At 46.0% G+C, this 24,627-nt stretch carries 24 protein-coding genes; 14 read left to right on the plus strand and 10 right to left on the minus strand.

What is annotated here, in order from left to right; genetic code table 11:
• Positions 1 to 92 precede the first annotated feature (92 nt).
• From QUB30_RS17750 to psbH, 4 genes are all read right to left on the minus strand, one after another.
• The gene (locus QUB30_RS17750) at positions 93 to 359 is read right to left on the minus strand and encodes a DUF3146 family protein (RefSeq protein WP_332958583.1); all 267 of its coding nucleotides are present in this window, start codon (positions 357 to 359) and stop codon (positions 93 to 95) included.
• Entirely contained in the window at positions 356 to 1,018 is a 663-nt protein-coding gene (pth, locus tag QUB30_RS17755) for an aminoacyl-tRNA hydrolase (RefSeq protein ID WP_015176009.1), read from the minus strand. The genes QUB30_RS17750 and pth overlap by 4 nt, the downstream gene beginning before the upstream one ends.
• Positions 1,019 to 1,279, minus strand: a complete 261-nt coding sequence (locus QUB30_RS17760; protein WP_172189683.1) for a TatA/E family twin arginine-targeting protein translocase — start codon at positions 1,277 to 1,279, stop codon at positions 1,019 to 1,021. It abuts the gene before it with no gap.
• Positions 1,280 to 1,430: 151 nt separating this feature from the next.
• A complete protein-coding gene (psbH, locus tag QUB30_RS17765) occupies positions 1,431 to 1,634 on the minus strand; it encodes a photosystem II reaction center phosphoprotein PsbH (RefSeq protein ID WP_015176007.1) in 204 nt (67 codons plus the stop codon).
• A gap of 213 nt (positions 1,635 to 1,847) precedes the next feature.
• Here psbH and psbN point away from each other — a divergent pair, with 213 nt between their 5' ends.
• The 7 genes from psbN to QUB30_RS17800 all read left to right on the plus strand — a co-directional run bounded on the left by psbN (position 1,848) and on the right by QUB30_RS17800 (position 8,713).
• Positions 1,848 to 1,979 carry a photosystem II reaction center protein PsbN gene (psbN, locus tag QUB30_RS17770; RefSeq protein ID WP_006633693.1) on the plus strand — a complete coding sequence of 44 codons (132 nt, stop codon included), beginning with the start codon at positions 1,848 to 1,850 and terminating at the stop codon, positions 1,977 to 1,979.
• A gap of 249 nt (positions 1,980 to 2,228) precedes the next feature.
• On the plus strand, positions 2,229 to 3,329 hold the full coding sequence (aroC, locus tag QUB30_RS17775; protein WP_190659307.1) for a chorismate synthase: 1,101 nt from the start codon (positions 2,229 to 2,231) through the stop codon (positions 3,327 to 3,329).
• Between the two features lies 1 nt (position 3,330).
• Complete coding sequence (locus QUB30_RS17780; RefSeq protein WP_333335770.1) at positions 3,331 to 4,242, plus strand: MBL fold metallo-hydrolase; 912 nt, start codon at positions 3,331 to 3,333, stop codon at positions 4,240 to 4,242.
• A 633-nt stretch (positions 4,243 to 4,875) separates the two neighbouring features.
• Positions 4,876 to 5,799, plus strand: a complete 924-nt coding sequence (locus tag QUB30_RS17785) for a hypothetical protein (RefSeq protein ID WP_333335774.1) — start codon at positions 4,876 to 4,878, stop codon at positions 5,797 to 5,799.
• A gap of 843 nt (positions 5,800 to 6,642) precedes the next feature.
• A complete protein-coding gene (locus QUB30_RS17790) occupies positions 6,643 to 7,236 on the plus strand; it encodes a class II aldolase/adducin family protein (protein WP_333335777.1) in 594 nt (197 codons plus the stop codon).
• Between the two features lie 270 nt (positions 7,237 to 7,506).
• A complete protein-coding gene (locus tag QUB30_RS17795; RefSeq protein ID WP_333032327.1) occupies positions 7,507 to 8,061 on the plus strand; it encodes an Npun_F5560 family protein in 555 nt (184 codons plus the stop codon).
• The gene (locus tag QUB30_RS17800; protein ID WP_333335779.1) at positions 8,012 to 8,713 is read left to right on the plus strand and encodes a hypothetical protein; all 702 of its coding nucleotides are present in this window, start codon (positions 8,012 to 8,014) and stop codon (positions 8,711 to 8,713) included. The genes QUB30_RS17795 and QUB30_RS17800 overlap by 50 nt, the downstream gene beginning before the upstream one ends.
• Positions 8,714 to 8,755: 42 nt before the next feature.
• Here the strand turns inward: QUB30_RS17800 and QUB30_RS17805 are convergent, their stop codons facing one another.
• Positions 8,756 to 9,283 (minus strand): STAS domain-containing protein, encoded by a 528-nt coding sequence (locus tag QUB30_RS17805; protein WP_333335782.1) that lies wholly within the window; start codon positions 9,281 to 9,283, stop codon positions 8,756 to 8,758.
• A gap of 164 nt (positions 9,284 to 9,447) precedes the next feature.
• Here QUB30_RS17805 and QUB30_RS17810 point away from each other — a divergent pair, with 164 nt between their 5' ends.
• Together QUB30_RS17810 and QUB30_RS17815 are read left to right on the plus strand one after the other, a co-directional pair.
• Entirely contained in the window at positions 9,448 to 10,071 is a 624-nt protein-coding gene (locus QUB30_RS17810; RefSeq protein ID WP_333335787.1) for a DedA family protein, read from the plus strand.
• A 291-nt stretch (positions 10,072 to 10,362) separates the two neighbouring features.
• Positions 10,363 to 10,614 carry a Uma2 family endonuclease gene (locus QUB30_RS17815; protein WP_333335790.1) on the plus strand — a complete coding sequence of 84 codons (252 nt, stop codon included), beginning with the start codon at positions 10,363 to 10,365 and terminating at the stop codon, positions 10,612 to 10,614.
• Between the two features lie 112 nt (positions 10,615 to 10,726).
• Here QUB30_RS17815 and QUB30_RS17820 read toward each other — a convergent pair whose 3' ends face one another.
• Both QUB30_RS17820 and QUB30_RS17825 read right to left on the minus strand, forming a co-directional pair.
• Positions 10,727 to 11,116: a hypothetical protein gene (locus QUB30_RS17820; RefSeq protein ID WP_333335793.1), complete on the minus strand. Its 390-nt coding sequence runs from the start codon at positions 11,114 to 11,116 to the stop codon at positions 10,727 to 10,729.
• A 70-nt stretch (positions 11,117 to 11,186) separates the two neighbouring features.
• Entirely contained in the window at positions 11,187 to 11,795 is a 609-nt protein-coding gene (locus QUB30_RS17825) for a hypothetical protein (protein WP_333335795.1), read from the minus strand.
• A gap of 287 nt (positions 11,796 to 12,082) precedes the next feature.
• Here QUB30_RS17825 and QUB30_RS17830 point away from each other — a divergent pair, with 287 nt between their 5' ends.
• Positions 12,083 to 12,604 carry a pentapeptide repeat-containing protein gene (locus QUB30_RS17830; protein WP_333335798.1) on the plus strand — a complete coding sequence of 174 codons (522 nt, stop codon included), beginning with the start codon at positions 12,083 to 12,085 and terminating at the stop codon, positions 12,602 to 12,604.
• A gap of 238 nt (positions 12,605 to 12,842) precedes the next feature.
• Here the strand turns inward: QUB30_RS17830 and QUB30_RS17835 are convergent, their stop codons facing one another.
• On the minus strand, positions 12,843 to 14,045 hold the full coding sequence (locus tag QUB30_RS17835) for an argininosuccinate synthase (protein WP_333335801.1): 1,203 nt from the start codon (positions 14,043 to 14,045) through the stop codon (positions 12,843 to 12,845).
• 377 nt (positions 14,046 to 14,422) lie between these two features.
• Here QUB30_RS17835 and QUB30_RS17840 point away from each other — a divergent pair, with 377 nt between their 5' ends.
• From QUB30_RS17840 to QUB30_RS17855, 4 genes are all read left to right on the plus strand, one after another.
• Positions 14,423 to 15,361 carry a glycosyltransferase gene (locus QUB30_RS17840; protein ID WP_333335804.1) on the plus strand — a complete coding sequence of 313 codons (939 nt, stop codon included), beginning with the start codon at positions 14,423 to 14,425 and terminating at the stop codon, positions 15,359 to 15,361.
• A 585-nt stretch (positions 15,362 to 15,946) separates the two neighbouring features.
• A complete protein-coding gene (locus QUB30_RS17845) occupies positions 15,947 to 19,099 on the plus strand; it encodes a PAS domain-containing protein (protein WP_333335806.1) in 3,153 nt (1,050 codons plus the stop codon).
• Positions 19,100 to 19,475: 376 nt separating this feature from the next.
• On the plus strand, positions 19,476 to 21,590 hold the full coding sequence (gene argZ, locus QUB30_RS17850) for a bifunctional arginine dihydrolase/ornithine cyclodeaminase (protein ID WP_333335809.1): 2,115 nt from the start codon (positions 19,476 to 19,478) through the stop codon (positions 21,588 to 21,590).
• 219 nt (positions 21,591 to 21,809) lie between these two features.
• Entirely contained in the window at positions 21,810 to 22,325 is a 516-nt protein-coding gene (locus QUB30_RS17855) for a DUF29 family protein (RefSeq protein ID WP_333335955.1), read from the plus strand.
• A gap of 416 nt (positions 22,326 to 22,741) precedes the next feature.
• Here the strand turns inward: QUB30_RS17855 and QUB30_RS17860 are convergent, their stop codons facing one another.
• Positions 22,742 to 23,893 carry a citrate synthase gene (locus QUB30_RS17860; protein ID WP_333335812.1) on the minus strand — a complete coding sequence of 384 codons (1,152 nt, stop codon included), beginning with the start codon at positions 23,891 to 23,893 and terminating at the stop codon, positions 22,742 to 22,744.
• Positions 23,894 to 24,124: 231 nt separating this feature from the next.
• Positions 24,125 to 24,619 (minus strand): phosphohistidine phosphatase SixA, encoded by a 495-nt coding sequence (gene sixA / locus QUB30_RS17865; protein ID WP_333335815.1) that lies wholly within the window; start codon positions 24,617 to 24,619, stop codon positions 24,125 to 24,127.
• Between the last annotated feature and the right edge of the window lie 8 nt (positions 24,620 to 24,627).

Genomic DNA, 24,627 nt, shown 5'->3' on the forward strand with positions numbered 1-24,627 from the left:
ATGTTTCACGCTTCCTGTTGTTTATAGCTACACTTCTATTATGCTAGATTTAGCATAAAGTGTCAAGAGTTATTCCCAAATAAATATCGATTTTAAAATTCAGCCCGAACCGTAAACGAATAATCCCCACCAGGTTCAAGCTGATAATCCCATTTTTCCAGAAAGCGGTGCAGCGGTTCCTGAATCAATGCCCTACCCTGAGAAGGCTCAAGTATCAGTGTTTTTTCTGACGTGAAACGCCACTGAAACTGCCACTCAAAATTGCCGGCAGTCACTTCACCCTCAATCGTGCCTTTTTGCCAAGATTGGCCAGTAACCCGGACATATGCAGTTGTTTCAGGCAAACGTCTCGAACTCACCTTTTTGTTTCCGCGTTTGTTTCTGCAATTGTGCGACTATTGTAAAGGCTCATGGCTTTTTCTACTCCTTGGTGCAGACTTAGTTCCACAGCTTCTACAACCAGTTTAAGCACTTTCTCTACTAACTGACTTTCCTCTGAGGAAAATTTTCCTAACACGAAGGAAATCGTATCTTTCTCATTTTTAGCAGCATCGTTTTGAGGTTTGCCGATGCCAATCCGCAAGCGGGGAAATTTGTCTGTGCCCAAATGAGAAATTGTCGATTTCATGCCGTTGTGTCCGCCGGCCGAACCGGCAAGTCGCATTCTCAATTTCCCGATCGGCAAATCCATATCATCGTATACTATTAATACCGACTCCGCAGGTATTTTGTACCAATCCGTCGCCGCCCGAATCGCTTGACCCGACAGATTCATGTAAGTAAGCGGTTTCAGCAAGCGGATTTTCTGTCCCCGCGGCCGGTTTCCCTCGCCAAATATGCCTTGAAATTTGCGATTTTCCGACAAGGAAATCTGCCAAGATTTAGCCAAGGCATCGACAGCATTAAAGCCGATGTTGTGTCGGGTGCGATCGTATTTAGGTTCGGGATTGCCTAACCCAACTATTAGCTGGGGAATCACTAACTCCGCTGGTGTTTCCGACTTCTGAGTATTGTTCATTTAACTGTCTGTGCTATCTTCCTTGGGAGTAGCCGCCGCGAGTTTTTCAGTTTCCGGTTTGCTGCTAGTTGCTACTGCTTCTTCTAACTGCTTGGCTTCCCTCGTGAACTCCGATTCAAAATCCCGCGAAGCGTCTTGAAAGCCCCGAATTGCCTTCCCCATACTCCGGCCGATTTCAGGTAATTTTTTCGGGCCAAATACCAATAGGGCGATCGTAAAAATAACGGCCATTTCCGGCAAACCAATGCCAAAAATATTCATGGTTTTTCTCCTGCAATTTGTTTAGTTACTTCTTGTTTATTTATGGCAAAAGTAATCGGAAAGGGTAAGGAAAAACGGGAAAACTTAGCTTTTACCCTTTCTCCTCAACCCTCAGCTTTTACTTTTAGCCTTACTGTTTTGTGATCAATTTTTAGCGGCCTAGGCTCGACCAATCCATATCCACACTCTCCAGAATCAGCGAAGAGTTGTAGATTTGCAAAATAATCAACAAGAACACGAAAAACAGTCCAATGAAAACGCTCATCAACAGCGTGGTGCCCCAACCCGGAGCGACCTTGCCGTACTCTGAGTTAAGGGGTTTGAGTATATCTCCTAACCAAGTCCGTTGTGCCATAAGTCACCTACAATGAATCTCTACAGAAAAGTTTGACATATTTCTACCGCTAATTGCGATCGCAATTTCTCAGAAATGCGGCATGGGGGACTGGGAGAAGGGGGAGTGAGGGTTGGCTGCCATACCGTATTGCGCCTAAAATCACTAGACTTTCAGACGGATTGTTATTTTTTGTAATATTATAGAGTGGAGCACTCATAATCGATCAAAAATATGGAACCCGCAGCAGTTCTAGGCATTTCACTGGGCGTGTGTCTGGTGGCAATCACCGGATTCTCGATCTACACCGCTTTCGGTCCCCCTTCTAAGGAATTGAGAGATCCTTTTGAAGAACACGAAGACTAAAGAAGAAGGAAGTTCGGCAACCAGCAATGTACGGGATGTAACGGAGGTAAGGAAGAAGGAAGGTTTTTTCCCTCTCCCCATCTCCCTCTCCCCCTCTCCCTCGGACTCGGAGATATTTTTATAGCGGTAAAAAAGTGAGCCTGTGGGGCGATCGCCTGTCGCCTACTCGTCAATGGTATATTTTTCAGAAATACAGTAAATCTCTATTCCATTTAAGCTAAAAATTATTAAGTTTCAGGGCAAAGCATAATGGGCAATACCTTTGGGCATTTATTTCGGATCTCGACATTTGGGGAATCTCACGGCGGCGGTGTGGGAGTAGTAATTGACGGTTGCCCGCCCCTAGTGTCGATCGACGCATCGGAAATTCAAGCCGAACTCGATCGCCGCCGCCCCGGCCAAAGCAAAATTACCACGCCCCGCAAAGAAGCAGATACCTGCGAAATTCTGTCCGGGGTGTTTGAAGGCAAAACTTTGGGAACGCCGATCGCAATTTTAGTCCGCAATCAAGACACTCGCCCCCAAGATTACGGCGAAATGGCGACAACTTACCGCCCTTCTCACGCTGACGCTACCTACGATGCCAAGTACGGAATTCGTAACTGGCAAGGCGGAGGTCGATCGTCCGCGAGAGAGACAATAGGTAGAGTAGCAGCAGGGGCGATCGCTAAAAAAATTCTCAAACAAGCAGCAGGAGTCGAAATAGTCGGCTACGTCAAACGCATCAAAGACTTAGAATGTGTCGCCGACCCGGACACTGTTACCTTAGAACAAGTAGAAAGCAACATCGTCCGCTGTCCAGATGCCGAATGTGCCGAAAGAATGATTGAACTGATCGAAAAAGTTCGCGACAGTGGAGATTCGATCGGCGGTGTAGTCGAATGCGTCGCCCGCAATGTACCCAAAGGTCTGGGAATGCCGGTATTCGACAAACTCGAAGCCGATTTGGCCAAAGCCATCATGTCTTTGCCCGCCAGCAAAGGCTTTGAAATTGGTTCGGGCTTTGCCGGGACTCTGCTCAAGGGCAGCGAACACAATGATGAATACTATACTGATGACAAGGGTGTAATTCGTACAGTGACGAATCGCTCTGGCGGAATTCAGGGTGGCATTGCTAACGGTGAAAATATCATTTTGCGGGCGGCATTCAAGCCGACTGCGACAATTCGCCAGCAGCAGCGTACAGTGACCCGAGAGGGCGAAGAAACCCTGCTGGCTGCCAAAGGACGGCATGACCCTTGCGTTTTGCCAAGAGCTGTGCCAATGGTGGAAGCAATGGTAGCTTTAGTGTTGTGCGACCACCTGCTGCGCCATCACGGACAATGTGGAACCTTAAAGCCTGAATTTTAAAATGGAAATCAGCTTGTCCTCTGTAGCGGCAACTCCCGTTGATTGCCCTCAACCCTCCGAATCAATAAAAGATATAGATGATTTTGTCGTACAGTTTTGGGGCGTGCGGGGCAGTGTTCCGACACCTGGACAGGAAACTGTTCGCTACGGCGGCAACACTTCTTGTTTGGAAATGCGAGTCGCTGGCAAACGCTTGATTTTTGACGGCGGAACAGGCTTGCGGATGCTGGGAGACCAGTTGGTGCAAGAAATGCCCGTGCAAGCTTATATGTTTTTTACTCACTATCACTGGGATCACATTCAAGGGTTCCCGCTGTTCGCCCCAGCTTTCATCCGCGGCAATAGCTTTGATATTTACGGGGCGACTCCGCCGGATGGAGATTGCATGAAAAGGCACTTCGTCGAACGGGTGCTGCACTCGAATTCCCCGGTGCCGCTGATGGGTTTGCAGGCAGATTTGAATTTTTACGAACTCAATCACAACCAGACGATGATGCTGGACGATATTGAGATTAGGACGGGTTCTCTGAATCACCCGAATACTGCTATGGGCTATCGGGTGACTTGGCAGGGCCGATCTGTTGTTTACTGTTCGGATACCGAACATTTTCCCGATCGGCTAGATGAGAATGTCTACAATTTAGCCCTCGACGCTGACGTGCTGATTTACGACGCGATGTACACAGACGAGGAATATCACAACCCCAAGTCTCCGAAGGTGGGTTGGGGACACTCGACTTGGCAGGAAGCAGTGAGAATGGCTAAGGAGGCCCGGGTGAAACGAGTGGTGATTTTTCACCACGATCCGGCTCACACTGACGATTTTCTCGATCGCATCGCCGAAGACGTGCAAATCGCTTTTCCGAAGGCTGTCATGGCCCGCGAGGGTCTTATTTTGCCGATCGGCTTCTGAACATTCGCCTCTGAGGCTCGATCGAACCATCAACCGATCGAACCATAATTGTTATGTGAATATGTGGATCTGGGGGCGAGACCAGCTCCACAATTTTTTTTAATACGCAGCAAACTCTTAACTGCATGGTATAATTCTTGCTTGTTAAGTTTTTAGGTCGAGTATTTAAGGTTTTTTTTATTCTTCAACCGCGTCCGCAAGACGCCAAGACGTAAGATAATTGGAGAATTGCCAAGGGTGAAAAGGAGACTGTTTTGAATGTCAACAAACACGGGGAGGCGAGGCGATCGCACGCCTGAGTGCTAGTCTGATGCCAGTAGACTTCCAGAAGCCTTGTTACAGATTAATTATTAAGGACAAAAACTGAAGTTATAGCTCGGATCAAATAAAAGCGCAATCGGTTTTTTCGGATCGTGAATATTGACAACTCTCAAAAGCTAATAGCTTTTAGATAGAAACTGAGAAAATTTTCAGCAGTCAATTTGACTAACCAGAAAGAAACGGTGGTTCTTGGGTTTGGCAGGAGCTGCGGCAAGCGAATGTTATGACTTGACTATCAAAATGGGAAATTTACGTTTTAGATCTTCAGCACATCAATACAGATGGATTGCCTTAGGCAGTTTTGCTGTAATTATGGGTATTTCAGGCGCCCTGGCCTACCGCCTCGCCCCGCCCCCCGGATTCATGGCTCAAGGCACTCTCACTTCTAATAATCCGCCAGTCAAATTTTCGAGTACGGGCACGACAATTCTCAAGCAGGGAGAGCAACTCACCCCAGAGGTTCTGCTGGCAGATAATGTTGTCAAAGCAGTGGCAGATGCAGTTAAGCTTTCGCCCCAGCAAGTTCGACAAAATGCTAGTGTCAAGATTTCTAAGCCGGAACAACCCCTAGAGATTGTTGTTGGGTATCGCTCGCTCGATCAGGAGCAAGCAATCCAAACGGTGGATATGTTGATGAAGGGCATGGTGGAAAAAAGCCGCCTGATTAACAGATATCGTTGGCAATCAGTCAATCAGTCGCTCAACCAACGCTTGGCACAAGTTACTCAAGACCTAAAACAAGCTCAGCAAAAACTCGACCAATACGAAAGAGAACGCGCTCGGCTGTTGCAGCAAATGAAGCTTCAGCAAGACTTTTACAACAAAACTCAGCTTGCAATGGCGGATACGCAAGCTTCGGAAAAAGAAATGGTCAGCAGTTTGGCAGCCGCTACAGTGCCACAAATTGTGGCGACGCCCACGAGCGATCCGACAGTGCCTCTGATTTTGGGAATTGGCTTGCTGTTGGCGATTTTGGTCAGCCGCGGTTTGATTCCTTCGGTGGCCGATTGGAGGTACAAGGCAGCTTTTCAGCGAGAAGAGAGCGAAAGGCTCCAAAGTGCTTTGTACCGACTGATCAAAGAAGGCCGCGGCGAAATAACTCTGGTGCGGTTTGCAATGGAAACGCGGCTGTCGCCGGATGTCGCTCAGCGTTTTTTGAACGAACAAGCCGAAGTCTTTAATGCCAATTGCGAAATTAAAGACGACGGCAGCATCTTGTATCACTTCCACATTTAAAGGACTGCGGACGATCGCACTCCACAGAAGACTTTAGCCGATCGGGGCATCACTGCTCGATCGGCTTGTTTTTTTGTTAATAGGACTTATATCAAGTTCGGTCGATCGACCATCCCGGTCTAGGTCGGTGCGGGTTTACTGGCTCTGCAACTTATACTGGAGATTTTGGTGAAACCGCCGAGGCGAGATTAATTGCGGTGATTTTACCGGACATGAGATTACGCTCATCAACCTGATTTCTTAGCTTGTAGGGTGCGTAATCGCTCCAAATTCCTCGCTCGACAGAGGTGTTGACGACCCTAGAGCACCCGAAAATTCTGCCAGTTGCGTCCAAGACTGTCTAAAAAATATTTTATTTTTGTGTTGCCCTCGCTTAAATATATGTCTAATTATAAAGAATCAGTAAATTTACGGTTGTTTTTTACCTGCGTTACCGGATCGAGCGCTAATTTGTGGTTAAATATCTCTTAGGAGGTGTCTCACCTCCGTATAAATGCTTTAGTCTAGATCCATAACTTGTTGAGGGAAGTTATGTAGTTTCACATCAGAAACTTCAGGAGGCAAGAGCCTGAACTCAAACTCCCCTACAGAAAGCCTACGTTTTCATTTTGAACTTTTGTAATCACCTAGAGGCAAGACCATGACGTTTGGAATAATTTGTTCTTCTTTCGTAGCTTACTTTTTGCTAATGTCGATCGCTAATTACGGCGACACAGGAATGTAGATTAGGTAAGGCACTTATGCACCGAGACATAAGGCAGCAGCAAAAAAAAGCAGTTTGACAACTTAGATTAAGTCTCAGCCTGGGCTGTGTCTGTCGTGGCCGCTCTGGCAGGAAAATTAATGGATGAAGGAGTCGTTAAGTACCGCTGTGAGTGGGAAGAGGCAGACCCTGTAGCTGCCGGGAACATAGCAGATTTGATGGACTGGCGCGATCGCCTCCACTCTTTGGGATTAATTGGCGTCTACGAAAATGGCATCGGGTTTGGGAACGTCAGCGTCAGGCTCGGCAATTCTTGCCAATTCGTGATTTCTGGAACCCAGACTGCACACTTGAGATGTCTAGGCCCAGAATCATACTGTACTGTTACAGAATTTAACTTAGAACAAAATCTCCTCGGCTGCCGGGGCCCCGTACAAGCTTCGTCGGAGTCCCTGACTCACGCTGCCCTGTACCTTCACAGAGACGATGTGGGCGGGATAATTCACGTCCACAACCCTCAACTATGGCAGCAACTGCTGTTTAAGATTCCTACTACTAGAAAAGAAATACCTTACGGCACTCCCCAGATGGCCTTAGAAATGTTTAGACTTTTTGAGGAGGAGAATTTGGCAGAGCGCAAAATTCTGGCGATGGCCGGTCACGAGGACGGAATTATCTGTTTTGGCAGCACCTTGGACGAAGCTGGCAAAGTGCTTTCGGCTGTAATTGGTTAAACCTGAGATCTTGCCCTAATCTCAAAAAAGCGGAGAAATCTGGTTTATTGACAAAAAAACTCGGATTTTACCTGGGTTTGTGGCAAGACACTAAGTTGATGACGTGGGTGCTTGATGTGAGTTAGACTGGGCTTTACCGTTGATATCTAGCCGATCGAGCGATCGATCTAGCCTCACGGGTTTCCAACTTTTAAAGTGCCTCTTGCCTCTGCGGTAAGGGAAAGATATTTTAAAGAGAAACAAACTATATAGCAAAAGCTGAGAGTCATCGTGAATCAAACTAAACTTGTAAGCTCAAAAGAACTGCAATCAGAGGTATCTCGTCTCACCGAAGAGCTGCAAATGCGCGACCAATTGGTGCAGCAGTTGTCTCAAGAACTTTTCAGGCTGGTGAAGGGAAATTCGAGTTTTGTGCCGGCACCGGAAGTTTCCGATCGCCACCAAGCTCAAATGCAGGCGATGCGGGAACAACTGCAAGCTGTTGAAGAACAGGTGGGTTTTTATCAAGAACAAATTGCAGAGCGGGATGCTGAGGTTTACCAACTGCGACAGTCGGTGCAGGAATTGACGGATCGCTCTCGGATGCTGGAACAGGTGGTTCAGGAATTGCCGGGTGTTTACCGCCAGAAGTTTGCCGAGCGGATCGAGCCGATTAAGGAAAAGTTGGATCAACTGCAAAAGGAAAATCGCCAGTTGCACACTGAGTTGCAAAGCGTAACTTACCGTCTCGCTGTGCGGAGCCGCAAGGCTAAGGGCCTGGATCTGCCGAGCGTGGATGAAACGGACGATCGCGGCATTCAAATGCCCAGCTTTGGCAATGTCTAAGGTTTTGATTGTGGCGGGTGGTGAGCAAAGTCCGGCCGCAATTCTCAAGGCGGCGATCGCTCAATCTCATCCTTTAACTGAAGTCGATATCTGTGGGGTTTCTGAACTCAATTCGGGTGCGATCGCTCCGGGTGGGGCGATCGTTTGTCCTTTGACGCTGGATCTGCCGTCCCATCTGGTTTTTCCGGGTCGGGACGTGTATCGATTTTGCCGCAATATTTGGGCGGCGCGCGATCGAGTGGCCCAGGAGCTGCTTTTTCCCGTCGGCGAGGGCAATTTTTGGCTGCCTGTGGTGTTGACGGCAAAGGGGCCGCTGTATGCTGAGGCGATCGGTGCGGAATCTGGCAAGTTGTCTGGCGAGTTGAGTTACTGCTTGCCGGTGCATTTGTCGGATGTTTGGCGGCAGCAGTTGTACGAGTTGGCTTACCGCTTGCTGGATCTTTTAAATGCGCCGCCTGCGACTTATTTGATGCAGTTCGGGTTTGTAGGGGAAAGGATTTGTTTCGATCGACTTTGGCCTTTTCCGGCTGCACCTGCGATCGCTTCAGTCGGCGTTCAAGTGCCGGATTTATTTGTTTGTCATTGGCATTGCTTGACAAATCAACCTATTTATGATATAGAAATTAGCTCTGCGGTTGCTAGAAGTCTATGAGAAATTTGAGATTGGAGATTTAAACTCGGCAGATGATTTGAATCATGCAACTAGAGCGGGAGTTTCAGTGGAGATAACTTGCTCGAAACTGTCGAAGATTTCAAAGAGTTGGTCGAGTTGAGTAATTTCAAAAATTAGCTTGACTGTGGCTGAGAGGTTGCAGATGACGAGGCGGCATCCCCGGTGGCGGGCGGCGTTGAGTCCGCCGACTAAGGCACACAGCCCGGAACTGTCGATGAAATCTACGGCTGTCATGTCTATTACCCAGAGTTTATGGCGCTCGGGTACAATCTCGGCTAGCTGTTGCTGGAGGATGCTGCCTGCTTGGGAGTCGAGGCAGTTGTGAGGTTGAAGGACGATGTGTTGGTTGAAGTTGGCAAATTCCATAGCAGTTATCCTACGATCGTAAAGTATGAATAAGTGAGTTGATTTGCTGACTCTGTTGAAAGACTCAGGGGATTTCAGCGTATGTTTTAGGATTCGCGATCTGGCTAGGGAATCGGTGGCGATCGCCGTGGTGATAAATTTAGTAGTAAAACTGGCTAGCGATCGCGCGGAACGCAACCGCAAGAATTCTCTATTAGTCTAGTATGCCTAGAAGGCTACTTTTTAGGTGGACTAGCGATCGCGACAAGAGTGTGTTCCTCATCACAGCGAAAGATTGCACTATTGACTGAATCGAGCCAATATATAAATGTATTGAGCTTTGCAAAAGTTTACGAAGGCAGTATCGAATGTCTTTTGAGTTTTTATCGTTAGAGACTATTCAGCAGTTTGCGCGCGATTACGGCTACTGGGCAGTATTTCTGGGAATTTTGCTGGAAAATCTGGGAGTTCCTCTTCCAGGCGAGACAATTACGATTGCTGGCGGGTTTTTAGCTGGCAGTGGAGAACTGAATTACTGGTTTGTGCTCGGCAGTGCGATCGCTGGTGCTACATTGGGAGGAAATTTTGGATATGCGATCGGCAGGTACGGCGGCTGGCCGCTGCTGCTGAAGCTGGGACAATTTTTCCGCTTTCGAGAAGAACAACTGTTTGACTTAAAAGAACAGTTTAGCAAAAATGCAGCTAAAGCCGTATTTTTAGGTCGTTTCATCGCACTGCTGCGAATTTTTGCTAGCCCCCTAGCGGGTATTGCAGAAATGCCTTTTTGGAAATTTTCGCTGTTCAACATTTTGGGTGCTGCCAGTTGGGCATCTGTAATGGTAAGTTTATCCTACTTCTTGGGACAAGTTGTGTCTTTAGAGAAATTGGTAGCTTGGGCGACTCAATTTGCGGTATTTGCTTTGCTGTTAGCAGTTGCTTGGATTGCAATTCCTATTTGGTTGGAGTCGCGGAGTTTGGATAAGACTAAGTAAGATTGGTGGTTAGACTTTTTGCAAGACTTCTGGATTTTCTGTTTTTAACCGCAGATGAACGCAAATGAACGCAGATATTATCTATTTTTGCAAAAAGTCTAATGGCAGCCTATTAATAAGTCAGGACTTCAGTCCTCAAAATCATCAAGTTGGTAGCGCGAACTTCAGTCCTCAAAATCATCAAGTTGATAGTGAGAACTTCAGCCCTGAATAGGAAAAATATTAGTCAATAAAGACTAAAGTCCTTACTACCAAAAAATTTTATTTGTAATTAACATAACATCATATAAAGTGGAAGTATTATCTCCAACAACTGAGGCGTTTTACAGAGGAGATAAATTTGCAGATTATCGATCGCTCTCAAGTATACAAGAATATGTATTAATCGGTCAACAACGGATGAATGTAGATTGCTACCGTCGGGATGTGGAAGGACGTTGGGTGTTTTCTTCCTGCGGCGAGGAGGAATGTCTTGAGTTGGATAGTATCAATTTTCAGTGTCCAATCTCTGCTTTGTATGAGGATGTTCCTGGATTGAGTTAAATCGCACTTCACAAACCTGTTCACCCATTCGTAAAAGAGTGCTGTTAACAAATGAGAGGAGAGGAAGTGCGATCGTAATTATTTGGCGTGTTTGCTGAAAGGCGATTGCTTACTAAAACCCAAACACTTTAGTAATCAATGGCAGTAGATTATTACAGAATTCTAGGAATTGTGTGGCTTGTGGTACACTTTTCATAATGCGTCCGAGCATTCTATTTGCTGTTTTGGCTTTATTCTTCATTTCTGGATCATTAGGATTTTGAGCAGCATCAGCTAACTCTTTTACTTGTTCTAAAGCATCCTGTTTGTCATCATCAATCAAGTTTGGATCGGCTTCAATTGCTGCTTGGAGTTGGGTCAGTAACTCTTTGATTCCGGGTTTATCGGCTTCAGAGGATGAAGGTAACTCGTTGATAATGTTTGATACATTTCCCGTAGAATTTCCTCCTATGAAGTTGCCTCCAACACTGCCTCCAACATAATTTTTCGATTGTTCTTCCATGATTTTTTCCTAGTTTAATTGACGATCGATATTGAATGTAATTCAAATGTGGTTCAATAGAACAGCACCTTTATATCTTATTTATTACATCTCCCATAGCATTACGTCCTATGAAATTACCTCCCACACTTCCTTCTATTTTGATAGATCGATCGGTTGAATAGACTACATAGTGACCTTCTTCGTGGCTTTCCATGAAATTGTATAAAACTGAAACTACTCCTTTTAACCCTTGAATATCCCTGGTAATAAATATTGGTAACGGAGAACCAGAATTTAAGTATAATTTAAGACCATATTTTGGAGGCCAGAATTTATTAAAAGCCAATGAGACAATTCCGAATGCGAGGAACAACATTGCTCCGGTTTTCTCGTCACTATTCAGAGAAGAATTCATGGTTCCCCAAATTCCAAAGATAAACGAAAACCAAATCCATGATAATGGCACTCTTAGTGTCTGAACAGGGCATACGCCAAAGCCTGTGACGTTACGAAACTGATAGACATCAGAATCAAATTGAACTGTATTTTTGGTAATTTCTATTGTAGCCTTCCCGATCTGTCTGTCAATATTTTGTGATGTGTTATTTCCACCCATTATTTTTTGCAACAATTTAAGCATTAACCTGCTTCCTCCATAAATGAAATCCTTGGGACTACCACTTAATGCTATTGCCATTGACAATACTCCGGACAGTTTTCCAATATGATGAGATCGCCAGCCCGCTAGCTGAGTGCGCTCCTCTTCAGGGGCTGCCCTAACGACGTATTTACGTCATCCTAGCTGTATTGAGATCGGTAATCAATCTTGTTATTCCCGATCGCCCGCAACGAAATTTCGAGGTTTTGAGGTTCTTCTTCACCACCTTGACTTGGGCTAGAGGGCGATCGCATAAAATCCCACACAAGTGAAAAAAGTGAGTACGACCTGAATTCAAAATAAACAGAAAAATACGAAAAACTCCAGTGAATTTACAGCGAAATCTGACGATCGAAGTTAACCTCAGCGGTGCCAATCTCAGCGGAGCAAACTTAAGTGGAGCTAGATTATTCGCAAATTTAAATGAAGTTAATTATGGTCAAGCTGATTTGGATAAAACAATAAATGCTGATAGTGAAACTGAATTATCTGGCTCAGAAAACGAAATTAACTGGAATGGTTTTCGCCTTCACTCCGACGCACAATTTAAAATTGCCGAAATACTCGATCGCACTTCCACTCTCTTCATCCCCAACCCCCAACTCCGACTCACAACACTGGAAGGTAGACAGAATTTAGAAGCTGACTTTCTGATATTTCATCAAGGTAAATTAGGGATGCTGAAAATTGACAGCGAATCATCGGATCAAAACGCAACTGAAGATGAAGTGTGCGGACTTTCGGTAGATTCCGGCATTTGTCTTGTCAAGCATTATGACGTTACCCGATGCAGCGAACAACCCGATTTAGTTGTGCAGGAGTTTTTGGAAATACTGAGTCAGGCGTAGGCATTATACCAAATCCTGCCATAATATTGCTTCTCTTATTTAGTCCCCATCGGCGCTGCACAGTCCGCCGGGGGTTTAAACCCCCGCCTCACAGCTAAAGTCGTCTAAAGACGACTGAAAAATTTAGATCGGAGCGGGTTAATTAGAGAACTAATGAATTATTCAGTCCTCTTTTAGAGGACTTTAGCTATTAGCCAGGGGTTTAAACCCCTGGCGGACTTATGCACCCTACTAATTTCTAACCTCGATTCTTCTCCGACCAAATGCGAGTTGGCAGTCCCCAAACGTAGACAAATCCTTCGGCAGCTTTGTGGTCGAATTCATCTTCAGCGCCGTAGGTTGCTAAATCGAAACTGTACAGGGAATTTTCGGATTTGCGACCGACAATTGTGGCATTTCCTTTAAACAGTTTGAGCCGCACGGTTCCAGTTACTCGCTTTTGCGTGTCCTGAATAAATGCGTCTAAAGCTGTTTTTAAAGGGTTGTACCAAAGGCCGTTGTAAATCATTTGGCTGTAAGTTTCTTCGATGCCTCGCTTGTATCGCGTGACATCGGCTGTCAGGGTCAAACTTTCTAAGTCCCGGTGCGCGTGCATCAAAACTAAAATCGCTGGTGTTTCGTAAATTTCCCGCGATTTAATCCCGACGAGGCGGTTTTCAATCATGTCGATGCGCCCAACTCCGTGATTTCCAACTATTTCGTTGAGTTGGGAAATTAAGGCAACTGGTGATAAATCTTTGCCGTTCAAACTGACAGGATTTCCGAACTCGAAACCGATTTCAATATATTCGGGTGTGTCGGGAGTTTGTTCGATCGCCTTTGTCATCAAATAAACTTCTTCCGGCGGTTCCGCCCAAGGATCTTCGAGGATTCCGGCTTCAATTGCCATTCCCAACAAGTTGCGATCGATGCTGTAAGGAGAAGATTTTTTCACGGGCGACGGAATGCCGCATTTCTCGCCGTATGCGATCGTTTCCTCGCGGCTCATTTTCCACTCCCGCGCCGGTGCTAAGATTTTAATCTTGGGGTTGAGCGCGCCGATCGACACATCGAACCGCACCTGATCGTTTCCTTTACCCGTGCAACCGTGGGCGATCGCATCTGCACCGTATTTTTGGGCAGCTTCTACTAACAATTTAGCAATTAGCGGGCGAGCCAGCGCCGTAGAAAGAGGATACCGATTTTCGTAAAGTGCGTTAGCTTGAATCGCTGGAAACGCATAATTTTTGACAAATTCCTCCGTAGCATCAATAACTAAAGATTCCGAAGCACCGGATGCTAAAGCTTTTTTGCGGATCGGTTCTAATTCGTCTCCCTGTCCCAAATCCGCAGCCAGAGTAATTACCTCTTCCACACCCCACTCGTTTTTGAGGTAAGGAATGCAGACGGAGGTATCGACTCCGCCGGAATATGCTAGCACAACTTTTTTAGCGCGACTCATTGCTATTTACATCCTGAATTTAACTGACATCTTGCACTATTGTCACCAAGCTTTTTAGGGCGGGCAAGATGCCCACCCCACAATAAAATTTAATTTTTGTGGAACAGGCATCTTGCCTGTTCTGGAGAATGGTGTAAGATGCTCATCCACAAAAAAATGTCATTTGTGTGGAACAGGCATCTTGCCTGTTCTGGAGAATGGTGCAAGATGTGATATTTAACCAACTTTGTATTATGCACCTAATTGAGATCGATTCTTGTCAGAAATAGTACAGATTTATATATTCTTTTTTTGCTAAACTTTGCTATTTTGCGGGGCTGTTGTTGCGGAAAATCTGTTACCGTGGGATACGGTAACTGTGGCGATGGGGAAAAGTCGTGTTTTTTAGTGTTGTGATTCCGACGTACAATCGTAAACCGATTTTGGCAAAATGTCTACTGGCCTTGGAAAATCAGCAGTTCGGTGAGATTGTCAGAGAGTATGAAGTAATTGTAGTAGACGACGGCTCGACTGACGGGACGCTGGAGTGGTTGGCGGCAGATGCCGACTTGTTGCCTCATGTGCGTGCGATCGCCCAATGTCACCAAGGCCCCGCCGCTGCCAGGAATTTGGGCGTTGAAAATGCTAAGGGCGATACGATTATTTTTATTGACAGCGATTTGGTCGTTACGGAGCATTTTTTGCAAGCACACGCAGATGCTTTGCTACAGGGTTACAAAGATACTGAGGCGGTTTTTACTTACGGAAGCGTGATTAATACTTGTAATTTCGATAATCCTACTTCAGAACCTTACAAAATAACGGATTTTTCGGCTGCTTATTTTGCTACGGGAAATGTGGCGATCGCCCGCCATTGGCTGCTCGCTGCTGGACTGTTTGACACTCGCTTTCAACTCTACGGATGGGAAGATTTAGAATTAGGTGTCAGGTTAAAAAATTTAGGTTTGAAACTAATTAAATGTCCGGCTGCGGTCGGCTATCACTGGCATCCACCTTTTAGTTTAGACCAAATTCCGGGCATGATTGACCGAGAAATTCAGCGCGGGAGAATGGGAGTTTTGTTTTATAAAAAACACCCAAATTGGGAAGTGCGGATGATGATTCAAATGACTGTTCTGCACCAAATACTTTGGGGAGTTTTATCTTTCGGCGGGATACTGAACGAGCGGACGATGACACCTTTTTTGCAGTGGTTGATTGACAAAGGCAAGCCGCAATTAGCTTTAGAAATAGCTCGCATTTTTCTGAATTGGTATAATGTGAAAGCCGTGTATGCCGCTTGCGGTGAATTGCAGGCTGATACAAAAATGCCATAGATCAGCCCGCTCGCGCCAACAAAAGATCAGATATTGTAGGAGCTTGTCAGGGTGAGTTTATTTGCCGTTTAGAGTAAGTAGATCTACTGAAAAAACAGAACGCCGAGCAACCCGGTAAATGTAAGCCAAACCGGGTTCTAAACACTATAAAAGTTTTACGTTTAATGAAACTTGGCTGCTGAGTCGGTGATTTCAGGAATATCGGCTGTTTTCTGCATCGGATGCGACAATTTACTATGAAAAAAAACAACTACCAATTAAGAATTTCTGATACAGTTAATACACATATAATGGGTGCGCTATCTTGGCGATGAGAGGGTTACGCTGCCATAGCTTGAAAGGAGGCTGACTGTCTAATTTATCCTGCCATAGCTGATAAAAGTATCGCATACAGTCGCTCATGGAGCGCCTGGCATCAAAAACAGGATGCGGAGCTGATTGGAACTTGTATTGTTCACATCCCGGCAATAAATTAACCTCTACCTAATACTATTGCTGCGACAAGCTAATAGTTATACTACCAACGGTTGGGGTTTTAAGTAGTTTTGAGGATATTAAAAAATAATACTTAGAGGGGGGTATGTTGTGAATGAATCTGACAAAAAACACGCTAAAATACAAACACTGGTATCTGAAAGCGATGCTTTAAAACAAAATATTTTAATGGTGGACGACAGCCCAGAAAGCTTACGCCTTTTATCTCAGTTTTTGTCTAAGCGGGGATATAAAGTGCGGCCGACACGGGATGGCAAACTGACTTTCAACTTAGCTTTATCGAGTGCACCGGATTTAATTTTGCTGGACATCGTGATGCCCGGTATGGATGGATATCAAGTCTGCGAACAGCTAAAAGCTTGTCCCGAAACTAAAGATATTCCTGTGATTTTTATCAGCTCTTTAAATGAAGTATTTGATAAAGTTAAAGCTTTTTCGCTGGGGGCGGTAGACTACATTACTAAACCGTTTCAAATAGAAGAAGTGGTGGCTCGCGTCGAAAATCAACTGCTGCTCAGTCGGCTTTCTAAGCAAATTGTAGCACAAACGGCGCGGCTGGAAGCAGAAATAGAAGAACGCAAGCGGATCGAAGCAGAACTCCGAGACAGCCAACGCTGGCTGTCGGCAGTAATTCAAACAAATCCTAATCTTTTGTACGTTTACGATGTGATAGAACAGCGAAATCTCTATTTTAACCGCGAAATATATAGCGATATCGGCTACACCATTGAAGAAATACAGCAGATGGCAGGAGCATTTATTCCCAACTTAATACACGCTGACGATTTGCCGGCATTTTCAGAACATATCAGCAGAATGGAGACAGCAAAAGACGGTGAAAACTTTGAGTTGGAGTGCAGAATCCAGCACAAAAACGGTGAATATCGCTGGTTTTTGAGCAGGGATACCGTGTTTGCCCGAACAGCGGACGGCAAACCTTGGAAAATTCTGGGAACTGCTACTGAAATTAGCGATCGCAAACGAGCAGAACTCGAACTTAAAACAGCTTTAACTGCTTTAGAGCGCCAAATAAAGCAAAGATTTTTACTAGAAACAATTACTCTGGAAATACGCTACAGCTTAAATCAGGAACAAGTTTTTCAAACAGCGACTGCTCAAATTGGGAGAATTTTTAATGCTGATTGCTGCTTGATTCACACCTACACCGAACACCCGAATCCTCATATTTCTTGTGTCGGTCAGTATACAAAATCAGGATCGGAATCGCTTTTCGATGTAGAAATTCCTGTGGATGGCAATCCTCACGCTCAGTTTGTATTGTCGCAAGATAATGCTGTAGTTTCTGACGATGTTTTTGCCGAACCGCTGCTAAAAGATGTCAGAGATTTGTGCTGCCAAATAGGTTTGAAGTCGATGGTATCCGTTCGCACTTCCTACCAGGGAAAAGCCAACGGAATGATGTGTTTGCACCAGTACGATCGCCCCCGCCACTGGACGGAAGATGAGATCGGATTATTGAAAGCTGTGGCGGCACAAATGGGAATTGCGATCGCTCAAGCCAATCTTCTCGAACAAGATAAGCAGCAGCGACTTAAACTTCAACAGAGCGAAGCTAGTCTAGCAGCAGCCCAGAAAATTGCCCATATCGGCAGTTGGGAATTTGACGTAATCTTGAATAAATTTACCTGGTCATCAGAAGTTTTTCGCCTTTTTAATCTCGATCCAGCTATCCCTGAACCGACATACTTCCAACTTTTGGAAATGTATCATCCCGACGACAGAGAGCTTTTCGACCAAACTATAAAATTGGCTGTCTCAGAAGGAATTCCCTACAAAATTGAATTGCGGATTTTGCCTTGCAGCGGTCATATCCGATATGTGGAGATCAGGGGGGAAACTATTTATAGCGAAAGTGGAGAAGTAATCCAACTGTTGGGAACAGTAATGGATATTACTGAACGCAAACAAGCAGAAGCAGCTTTACGGATTAGCGAAGAACGTTTTTATCTGGCATTTGAAGGCTGTGCTATGGGATTGTGGGATTGGAACGTGCAGACTGGAGAAGTATATTTTAGTTCGCGGTGGAAGACGATGTTGGGGTATGAAGTGGAGGAGATAGAAGATAGTTTTCAATCCTGGGAAAGACTCTTGCATCCAGAGGATTTGCCACAGGCTCAAGCAGCTATCCAAGCTCACTTTCAAGGACAAACTTCAATCTACGAAGTGGAATTTCGGATGCTGACAAAATCCGGCGAGTGGAAGTGGATTTTGGCTCAAGCGAAGGTGATGGAGCGCGATGATTCGGGAAATCCTCTGCGGATGACCGGAACGCACATCGATATGAGCGATCGCAAACAAGCAGAAGCAGCTTTGCAATTTAGCGAACTAAGAGAACGGGAAAAAGCGCAACAGTTAGAACAAACTCTGGAATACTTAAAAAATGCTCAATCCCAGCTCATTCAAGCCGAAAAAATGTCAAGTATCGGGCAAATGGTAGCGGGAGTTGCCCACGAAATTAATAACCCCGTCAACTTTATCTACGGCAATATTATTCCCGCCGCACAGTACGCTAGCGATTTACTAAACTTGATCGAACTCTACCAGCAACACTATCCCGAACCAGTTCCCGAAATTGCCCAAGAATTGGCAGAAGTAGAGGTGGATTTTATCGCTGACGATTTTCCGAAAATCATGGCTTCAATGCAAGAAGGGGCTAACAGAATTAAGCAGATAGTGCTGTCTTTGAGAAATTTTTCGAGACTTGACGAAAAAGAGCGCAAAGTAATCGACATTCATGAAGGGATAGAGAGCACTTTGGTGATTTTGCAGCACCGATTGCAGTCACAGCCAAAACGTCCGGAAATTCAACTTATTAAAAATTACGGCAAACTGCCAAAAGTCGAGTGTTATCCGGCTCAATTAAACCAGGTATTTATGAATTTGCTGTTGAATGCGATCGACGCTGTGGAAGAGTCATCAGCAAACTGTACTTGCAAAGTTAACCAGATTCGCATTGTTACTGAAGTCAGCAGCAGAAATCAAGTCTGCGTCAGGATTGCTGACAGCGGGCCCGGTATCTGTCCCGAGGTTCAGTCAAGGATGTTTGACCCGTTTTTTACTACCAAACCGATCGGCCGCGGCACAGGTTTGGGATTGTCGATTAGTTACCAAATTGTTAAAGACACCCACGGCGGTAAGCTGGAGTGTCATTCAGAAGTTGGTCGGGGAACAGAATTTGCGATCGAACTGCCGATTTCGCAAAAGTTAAAACTTAAAAGTTAGGAGAAGCTGTCATATCATGTCCGGTAAATAAACCATAATTCTTGTGGGGGCGGGTTCACCAACAATCTATAATATCAGCCAGAGACGAGCGTAAACGCCCCTGCACCGTCAGATTAGGGACAATTCCACGGACATGATATTAATCGTCTACCAGAACCTATTGTAGGGTACGTCATAATCTGACATTTTCTGCTGTATTTCCTGCGAAAAATCTGTGATTTAGTTTAACCTTATCCTAACCGTGATATAATAACAAGTTACCCTTTTGAACCCCAGACGTTCCGCTGCTAAAATTAGTAGTGGATATTACAGTTGCTATTATACAAACTCTGTCAACATACGTCTGCTGTAGCGTCTACCACATTTTAACTGAATTATGACTGACTCAATTCGCTTCCTCATGTGTGCTCCCGACCACTACGATGTGGATTACGTAATTAATCCGTGGATGGAGGGAAATGTCCACAAATCATCGCGCGATCGCGCCGTCGAACAGTGGCAAAAACTCTACCACGTCCTCAAAGACAACGCCGTGGTAGACCTCGTACCGCCCCAGAAAGGCTGGCCGGATATGGTTTTCACCGCCAACGCAGGCTTGCTTTTAGGCAATACTTTCGTCCTCAGCCGTTTCTATCACAAAGAACGCCAAGGCGAAGAACCCTATTTCAAAGCATGGTTTGAAAGCAAAGGTTTCACCGTGCACGAACTGCCGAAAGACTTGCCGTTTGAGGGTGCAGGCGATGCTTTGCTCGATCGCGAAGGCCGCTGGTTGTGGGCGGGATACGGCTTTCGTTCCGAGCTCGACTCGCACCCGTTACTAGCAAAATGGCTCAATATAGAAGTGCTTTCGCTGCGTTTAGTTGACGAACGTTTCTATCACCTAGACACCTGTTTTTGTCCCCTGACAGGCGGCTATTTGCTCTACTATCCAGCAGCATTTGATTCCTACTCAAACCGCTTAATTGAAATGCGAGTTGCGCCGGAAAAACGGATTGCCATTGAAGAACCAGATGCTGCCAACTTTGCCTGCAATGCCGTCAATATTGACAAAATTGTGGTCATGAACAAGGTCAGCGAAAGCTTAAAAACGCGCATCACTAATGCTGGCTTCAAAGTAATTGAAACACCCTTGAGCGAATTTCTGAAAGCTGGCGGTGCGGCTAAGTGCTTGACCCTGCGGGTCACAGAACCGGTGCAAGAAGATCGATCGGCAAACGTGATGGTAGAAAGCCGCACAATTCGCATGGAAGGCCACCTGCTCGATGCCGGTTTAATCAGTCGCGCTTTAGACTTAATTATCGAAAACGGCGGCAGTTTCCAAGTGCTCAACTTCAATTTAGGAGAGCAGCGGCAAAGCACATCTTCTGCAGACGTTAAAGTTTCGGCTCCTTCCCACGATGTGATGGAAGAAATCATGGGACTGCTGATTGACTTGGGTGCAGTTCCCCCCCCGCAAGAGATTTGCGATGCTATTTTAGAGCCTGTAGTGCAAGATGGCGTTGCCCCGGACGACTTTTATGTGAGTACGATTTATCCCACGGAAGTGCGGGTAAACGGTCATTGGGTGAAAGCGCAAAATCAGCGGATGGACGGTGCTGTTGCTATTACTGAAACTGCTGATGGCCCAGTGGCTAAATGCAAATTATTGCGCGATTTAAAAGTAGGAGAAAAAGTAGTTGTTGATGTGGTCGGCATCCGCACCATCCGCAAAACAGAATCGCGGGAACAGCGCAATTCTCAGGAATTTAGCTTTATGTCCGGCAGCGTTTCTAGCGAGCGCCGCGTAGAATTGGTGGTGGAACAAGTAGCCTGGGAATTGCGCCAAATTCGCGATCGGGGAGGTAAAGTTGTAGTTACCGCAGGGCCTGTTGTTATCCACACGGGCGGCGGCGAACATTTAGCGCACTTAATTCGTGAAGGTTACGTACAAGCGTTGTTGGGCGGAAATGCGATCGCAGTTCACGACATGGAACAATCGAGCATGGGAACTTCTTTAGGAGTTGACATGAAACGCGGCGTAGCTGTGCGCGGCGGACACCGCCATCACTTGAAAATAATTAACAGCGTGCGCCGTTACGGGAGTATTGCAAAAGCTGTGGAAGCCGGGCTGGTTACTAACGGTGTCATGTACGAGTGCGTGAAGCATAATATCCCGTTTTCCCTAGCAGGTTCGATCCGCGATGACGGGCCGCTTCCCGACACGCAAATGGATTTAGTTAAAGCTCAAGAAGAATATACTGAGCTGTTACGAGGTGCGGATATGGTGTTAATGCTGTCGTCTATGCTGCACTCAATTGGTGTGGGAAATATGACGCCGGCGGGTGTGAAGATGGTCTGTGTGGACATTAATCCGGCGGTGGTGACTAAATTGAGCGATCGGGGTTCGATCGAATCTACAGGAGTTGTTACCGATGTGGGATTGTTCCTGAGTTTGTTGGTGAATCAATTGGATAAATTGACCAGCCGCCATCATGTAACTCAATCTGTTTAGATGTAGCGCGTAGGGTGTGTTTTCTTGACCCGGAAATCTCCCCTAGGGCGTGTTTTCTTGACCCGGAGATCCCCCCTAACCCCCCTTAATAAGGGGGGGACTGGAAGCACTCAAAGTCAACCCCTACTCCCCTTTTTAAGGGGGATTTAGGGGGATCGAGACTAGGCTACAACCCTGATTTAGAGTACGAAATTCCTATAAATGTTGAGGCAAACAACAATGGTACAGGAATTAATAGACCTGAGAAATTGTATTTTGGAAGGCAGAAATGAAGATGCTCTAGCAATTGTCGATGAATTAGAGGGCATCAGCAAACAAGCAACTCTGCGGAATATAGGATCTTTTTTATTAATTCTAGTCATCCACCTAATTAAAAACCAAGTTGAACAGCGTTTGACAAATTCTTGGGCTGCTGCTATTGCTAATTCTGTCCGAGGTATTAAAAAGCTCAATCTCAAAGATAATAAAACATCTTACTACATCAATGCTGCGGAGTGGGAGCCTTTTATAGAAGATGAACTAGAAGCCGCAATTCGTGAGGCTAGCAGGGAAGTGTTGGAAGGAAAGTTAAGCCGCGCTCAACTCAATCAAAGAGCGGACAGAGAGCAAATTATGGCGATCGCAACTGGGCTACTGTCCCTGACCTACACTTATTGTAGAGGTGAATTCGAGGATGCGATCGATGAATATTTGTCGCAGTTGCCGGGGGGTGCAGATTGGAATGTAGAGAGTTAAAAATAGAAAAAGGCATTGCTGTAGAATACTGAGGGTAATAAACCATTAAACGATGTGTGCGATCGCACCCTCTAGAAAACTATTCGTAAATCAGAGCGTGGCTGGGGCGAGTTTACTGGTTCTTTCGCGCTTTTTTACACATTTCCGTGAACCCGCCCCAACATCGGCTGCAACTTTGTGCAATAAAAAACCTCAGACCCGCAAGCCTGAGGACCGGAGTTCCTGAAAATCGTCACTTCTTACTATTGTCGCCAACCAACAGCACAACATACAAGAGGGGTACAACCCACCACGGCAGCTTTATGCCAGACAGACAGAGAAATTTTGAGTTGTGAATTTTGAGTTAAAGAGTTTTGAATTCAACACTTCACTTGGTAAAACAATTCCTCTCCCCCTTGACCAATCTGGGTTGATAATTATGCCTTAGGAGGGTGTCTGTCCTCGATCGCGATATAAGGAGCACCGTGAGTCCCCGTATATATTTGAGTCGGGCGGTAAATGCGGTTTGCCTCTAGCTGTTCCTTCCAGTGGGCCAGCCAACCGGCAACGCGGGCGATCGCAAAAACCGGCGTAAACAAGTCGATAGGAATTCCCATTTTTCGGTAAACCAGACCAGAATAGAAATCTACATTTGCATAAATTCCTTTGTGACCCAAGTTCTCCTCAACCACTTCTTCCAACTTGATAGCAATGTCGTAATAATCATCGTGGCCGAAGTTCTCAAACAACTGTTCCGCTAACCTCTGAAGAATAGTTGCTCTCGGATCTTTCACCTTGTAAACTCGGTGACCGAATCCCATAATTTTGTCCTTGTTGGCAACGCACTTCTCGACAAAAGGCCGCACGTTTTCTACCGAACCAATTTCCTGCAACATATCAATCACTTCTTCATTAGCTCCCCCGTGCAGCGGCCCCGCCAAAGTGCCAACTGCTGAAGCAATCACCCCGTAAGGGTCTGTCAGCGTCGAAGCTGTTACCATTGCCGAAAATGTAGAGGCATTAATTGTATGTTCGGCGTGGAGAGTCAGACAAGTGTCAAAAATGCTAGCTAACAGCGGATCGGGTTCTTGCTCGTTGAGCATATAAAGAAAGTTAGCCGAGTAGTTCAAGTCATCCCTCGGCCGCACCGGGTCATTTCCCCGTCGCATTTGCTGGAACGCGGCCACCATTGTCGGAATTTTGGCTAGCAGCCGCACTACAGCTTCTCGAATGTATGCCTGGTTGGGGAGAGCTCGGCGCGAGTAGAACAAGCCCAGGGCCGCCGCTGAAGCTTGCAGGGCGTCCATTGGATGTCCTCTTTCGGGAAAGCATTTCATCATGTCCCGGATGCGATATTTGATCCGGCGGTGATAGCGAATTTCATGCTCGAAAGCTGCTAGTTCTTCCTTTGTCGGAAGTACCCCCCAGATTAATAAATATGAAGTTTCAACAAAGGAACTTTTCAGTGCCAGTTCCTCGATGCTAATCCCGCGATATTCCAGCAACCCTTTTTGTCCATCGACGTAGCTAATGCTGGACAAGGTGGCGGGAACACCTTCTAAACCTGGTTTGAATTCGCCGACGACCATTGCGATACCGTTTTGTGTGAGTTCAATCTACTAAAAGTACATTACCAGAAACCAAGATAGTGTCACAGTATTGACAAATAATCATTTAATTGGGGTTCAGAAACCGGGTTTTTCAACTGAGATCCCGATCGCACCCATGAGTATTTTCGCCCCTCAAACCCAGTTTCTGCGTCCTTTGAATCCGGGTTTAAGAGTGCTGGCGCGTCCTGTTAATGTCGCGGTTCGCTGTTTCTAGGGAAGCAAAAACTTGGGTGGAGTCAGCCAGAACATTTGGCTGCGGCCTACCGGGGAGCCTGTTTCGGGGAGGATTAAGCCGATGATACCTGCTTTTTTGAGAATCAGGGCGTCTTGCGATCGACCCCAAAGCAAAGTTTCTGCCCAGTTCCCCAAGTCTGGTTGGTGGCCCACCAGGGCCAAGTTGCTGCTGCCTGTTTCCTGCCACTGCTTGTACCACTTCAGCCAGTTCCCGATGTCTCCTGAAGGTGCGAGGGCGCGGGATTCTTCTATTTTGGAACTCAAACCGACTGTTTGCAGGATTTGGGCGGTTTGCTGCGCCCGCAGTAGGGGACTGGTGAGAATCAGGTCAAACTGAATTTCGAGTTCGTACAGCCGCTGGGCGATTTTCCGGGTTTTGCTCGCACCCTCTTTAGTCAGCGGGCGTTCTGAGTCTGTATCGTATTCTTCGGGTGCGGCCGCGATACCGTGACGGATCAGATATAAGTGCAATGTCGCTG

It is taken from the genome of Microcoleus sp. BROC3, from assembly GCF_036702515.1.
Taxonomy (GTDB): Bacteria; Cyanobacteriota; Cyanobacteriia; order Cyanobacteriales; family Microcoleaceae; genus Microcoleus.

Bases quoted from the DNA above. Each gene is read 5' to 3' on its own strand.
- QUB30_RS17760 (WP_172189683.1), bottom strand. From the start codon at position 1,279: ATGAATATTTTTGGCATTGGTTTGCCGGAAATGGCCGTTATTTTTACG.
- QUB30_RS17800 (WP_333335779.1), top strand. From the start codon at position 8,012: ATGAAACGGACGATCGCGGCATTCAAATGCCCAGCTTTGGCAATGTCT.
- psbN (WP_006633693.1), top strand. From the start codon at position 1,848: ATGGAACCCGCAGCAGTTCTAGGCATTTCACTGGGCGTGTGTCTGGTG.
- aroC (WP_190659307.1), top strand. From the start codon at position 2,229: ATGGGCAATACCTTTGGGCATTTATTTCGGATCTCGACATTTGGGGAA.
- QUB30_RS17855 (WP_333335955.1), top strand. From the start codon at position 21,810: ATGGTACAGGAATTAATAGACCTGAGAAATTGTATTTTGGAAGGCAGA.
- argZ (WP_333335809.1), top strand. From the start codon at position 19,476: ATGACTGACTCAATTCGCTTCCTCATGTGTGCTCCCGACCACTACGAT.
- QUB30_RS17790 (WP_333335777.1), top strand. From the start codon at position 6,643: ATGGATGAAGGAGTCGTTAAGTACCGCTGTGAGTGGGAAGAGGCAGAC.
- QUB30_RS17835 (WP_333335801.1), bottom strand. From the start codon at position 14,045: ATGAGTCGCGCTAAAAAAGTTGTGCTAGCATATTCCGGCGGAGTCGAT.
- QUB30_RS17785 (WP_333335774.1), top strand. From the start codon at position 4,876: ATGGGTATTTCAGGCGCCCTGGCCTACCGCCTCGCCCCGCCCCCCGGA.
- QUB30_RS17810 (WP_333335787.1), top strand. From the start codon at position 9,448: ATGTCTTTTGAGTTTTTATCGTTAGAGACTATTCAGCAGTTTGCGCGC.
- QUB30_RS17825 (WP_333335795.1), bottom strand. From the start codon at position 11,795: ATGGCAATAGCATTAAGTGGTAGTCCCAAGGATTTCATTTATGGAGGA.
- pth (WP_015176009.1), bottom strand. From the start codon at position 1,018: ATGAACAATACTCAGAAGTCGGAAACACCAGCGGAGTTAGTGATTCCC.
- QUB30_RS17860 (WP_333335812.1), bottom strand. From the start codon at position 23,893: ATGGTCGTCGGCGAATTCAAACCAGGTTTAGAAGGTGTTCCCGCCACC.
- QUB30_RS17820 (WP_333335793.1), bottom strand. From the start codon at position 11,116: ATGGAAGAACAATCGAAAAATTATGTTGGAGGCAGTGTTGGAGGCAAC.
- QUB30_RS17780 (WP_333335770.1), top strand. From the start codon at position 3,331: ATGGAAATCAGCTTGTCCTCTGTAGCGGCAACTCCCGTTGATTGCCCT.
- psbH (WP_015176007.1), bottom strand. From the start codon at position 1,634: ATGGCACAACGGACTTGGTTAGGAGATATACTCAAACCCCTTAACTCA.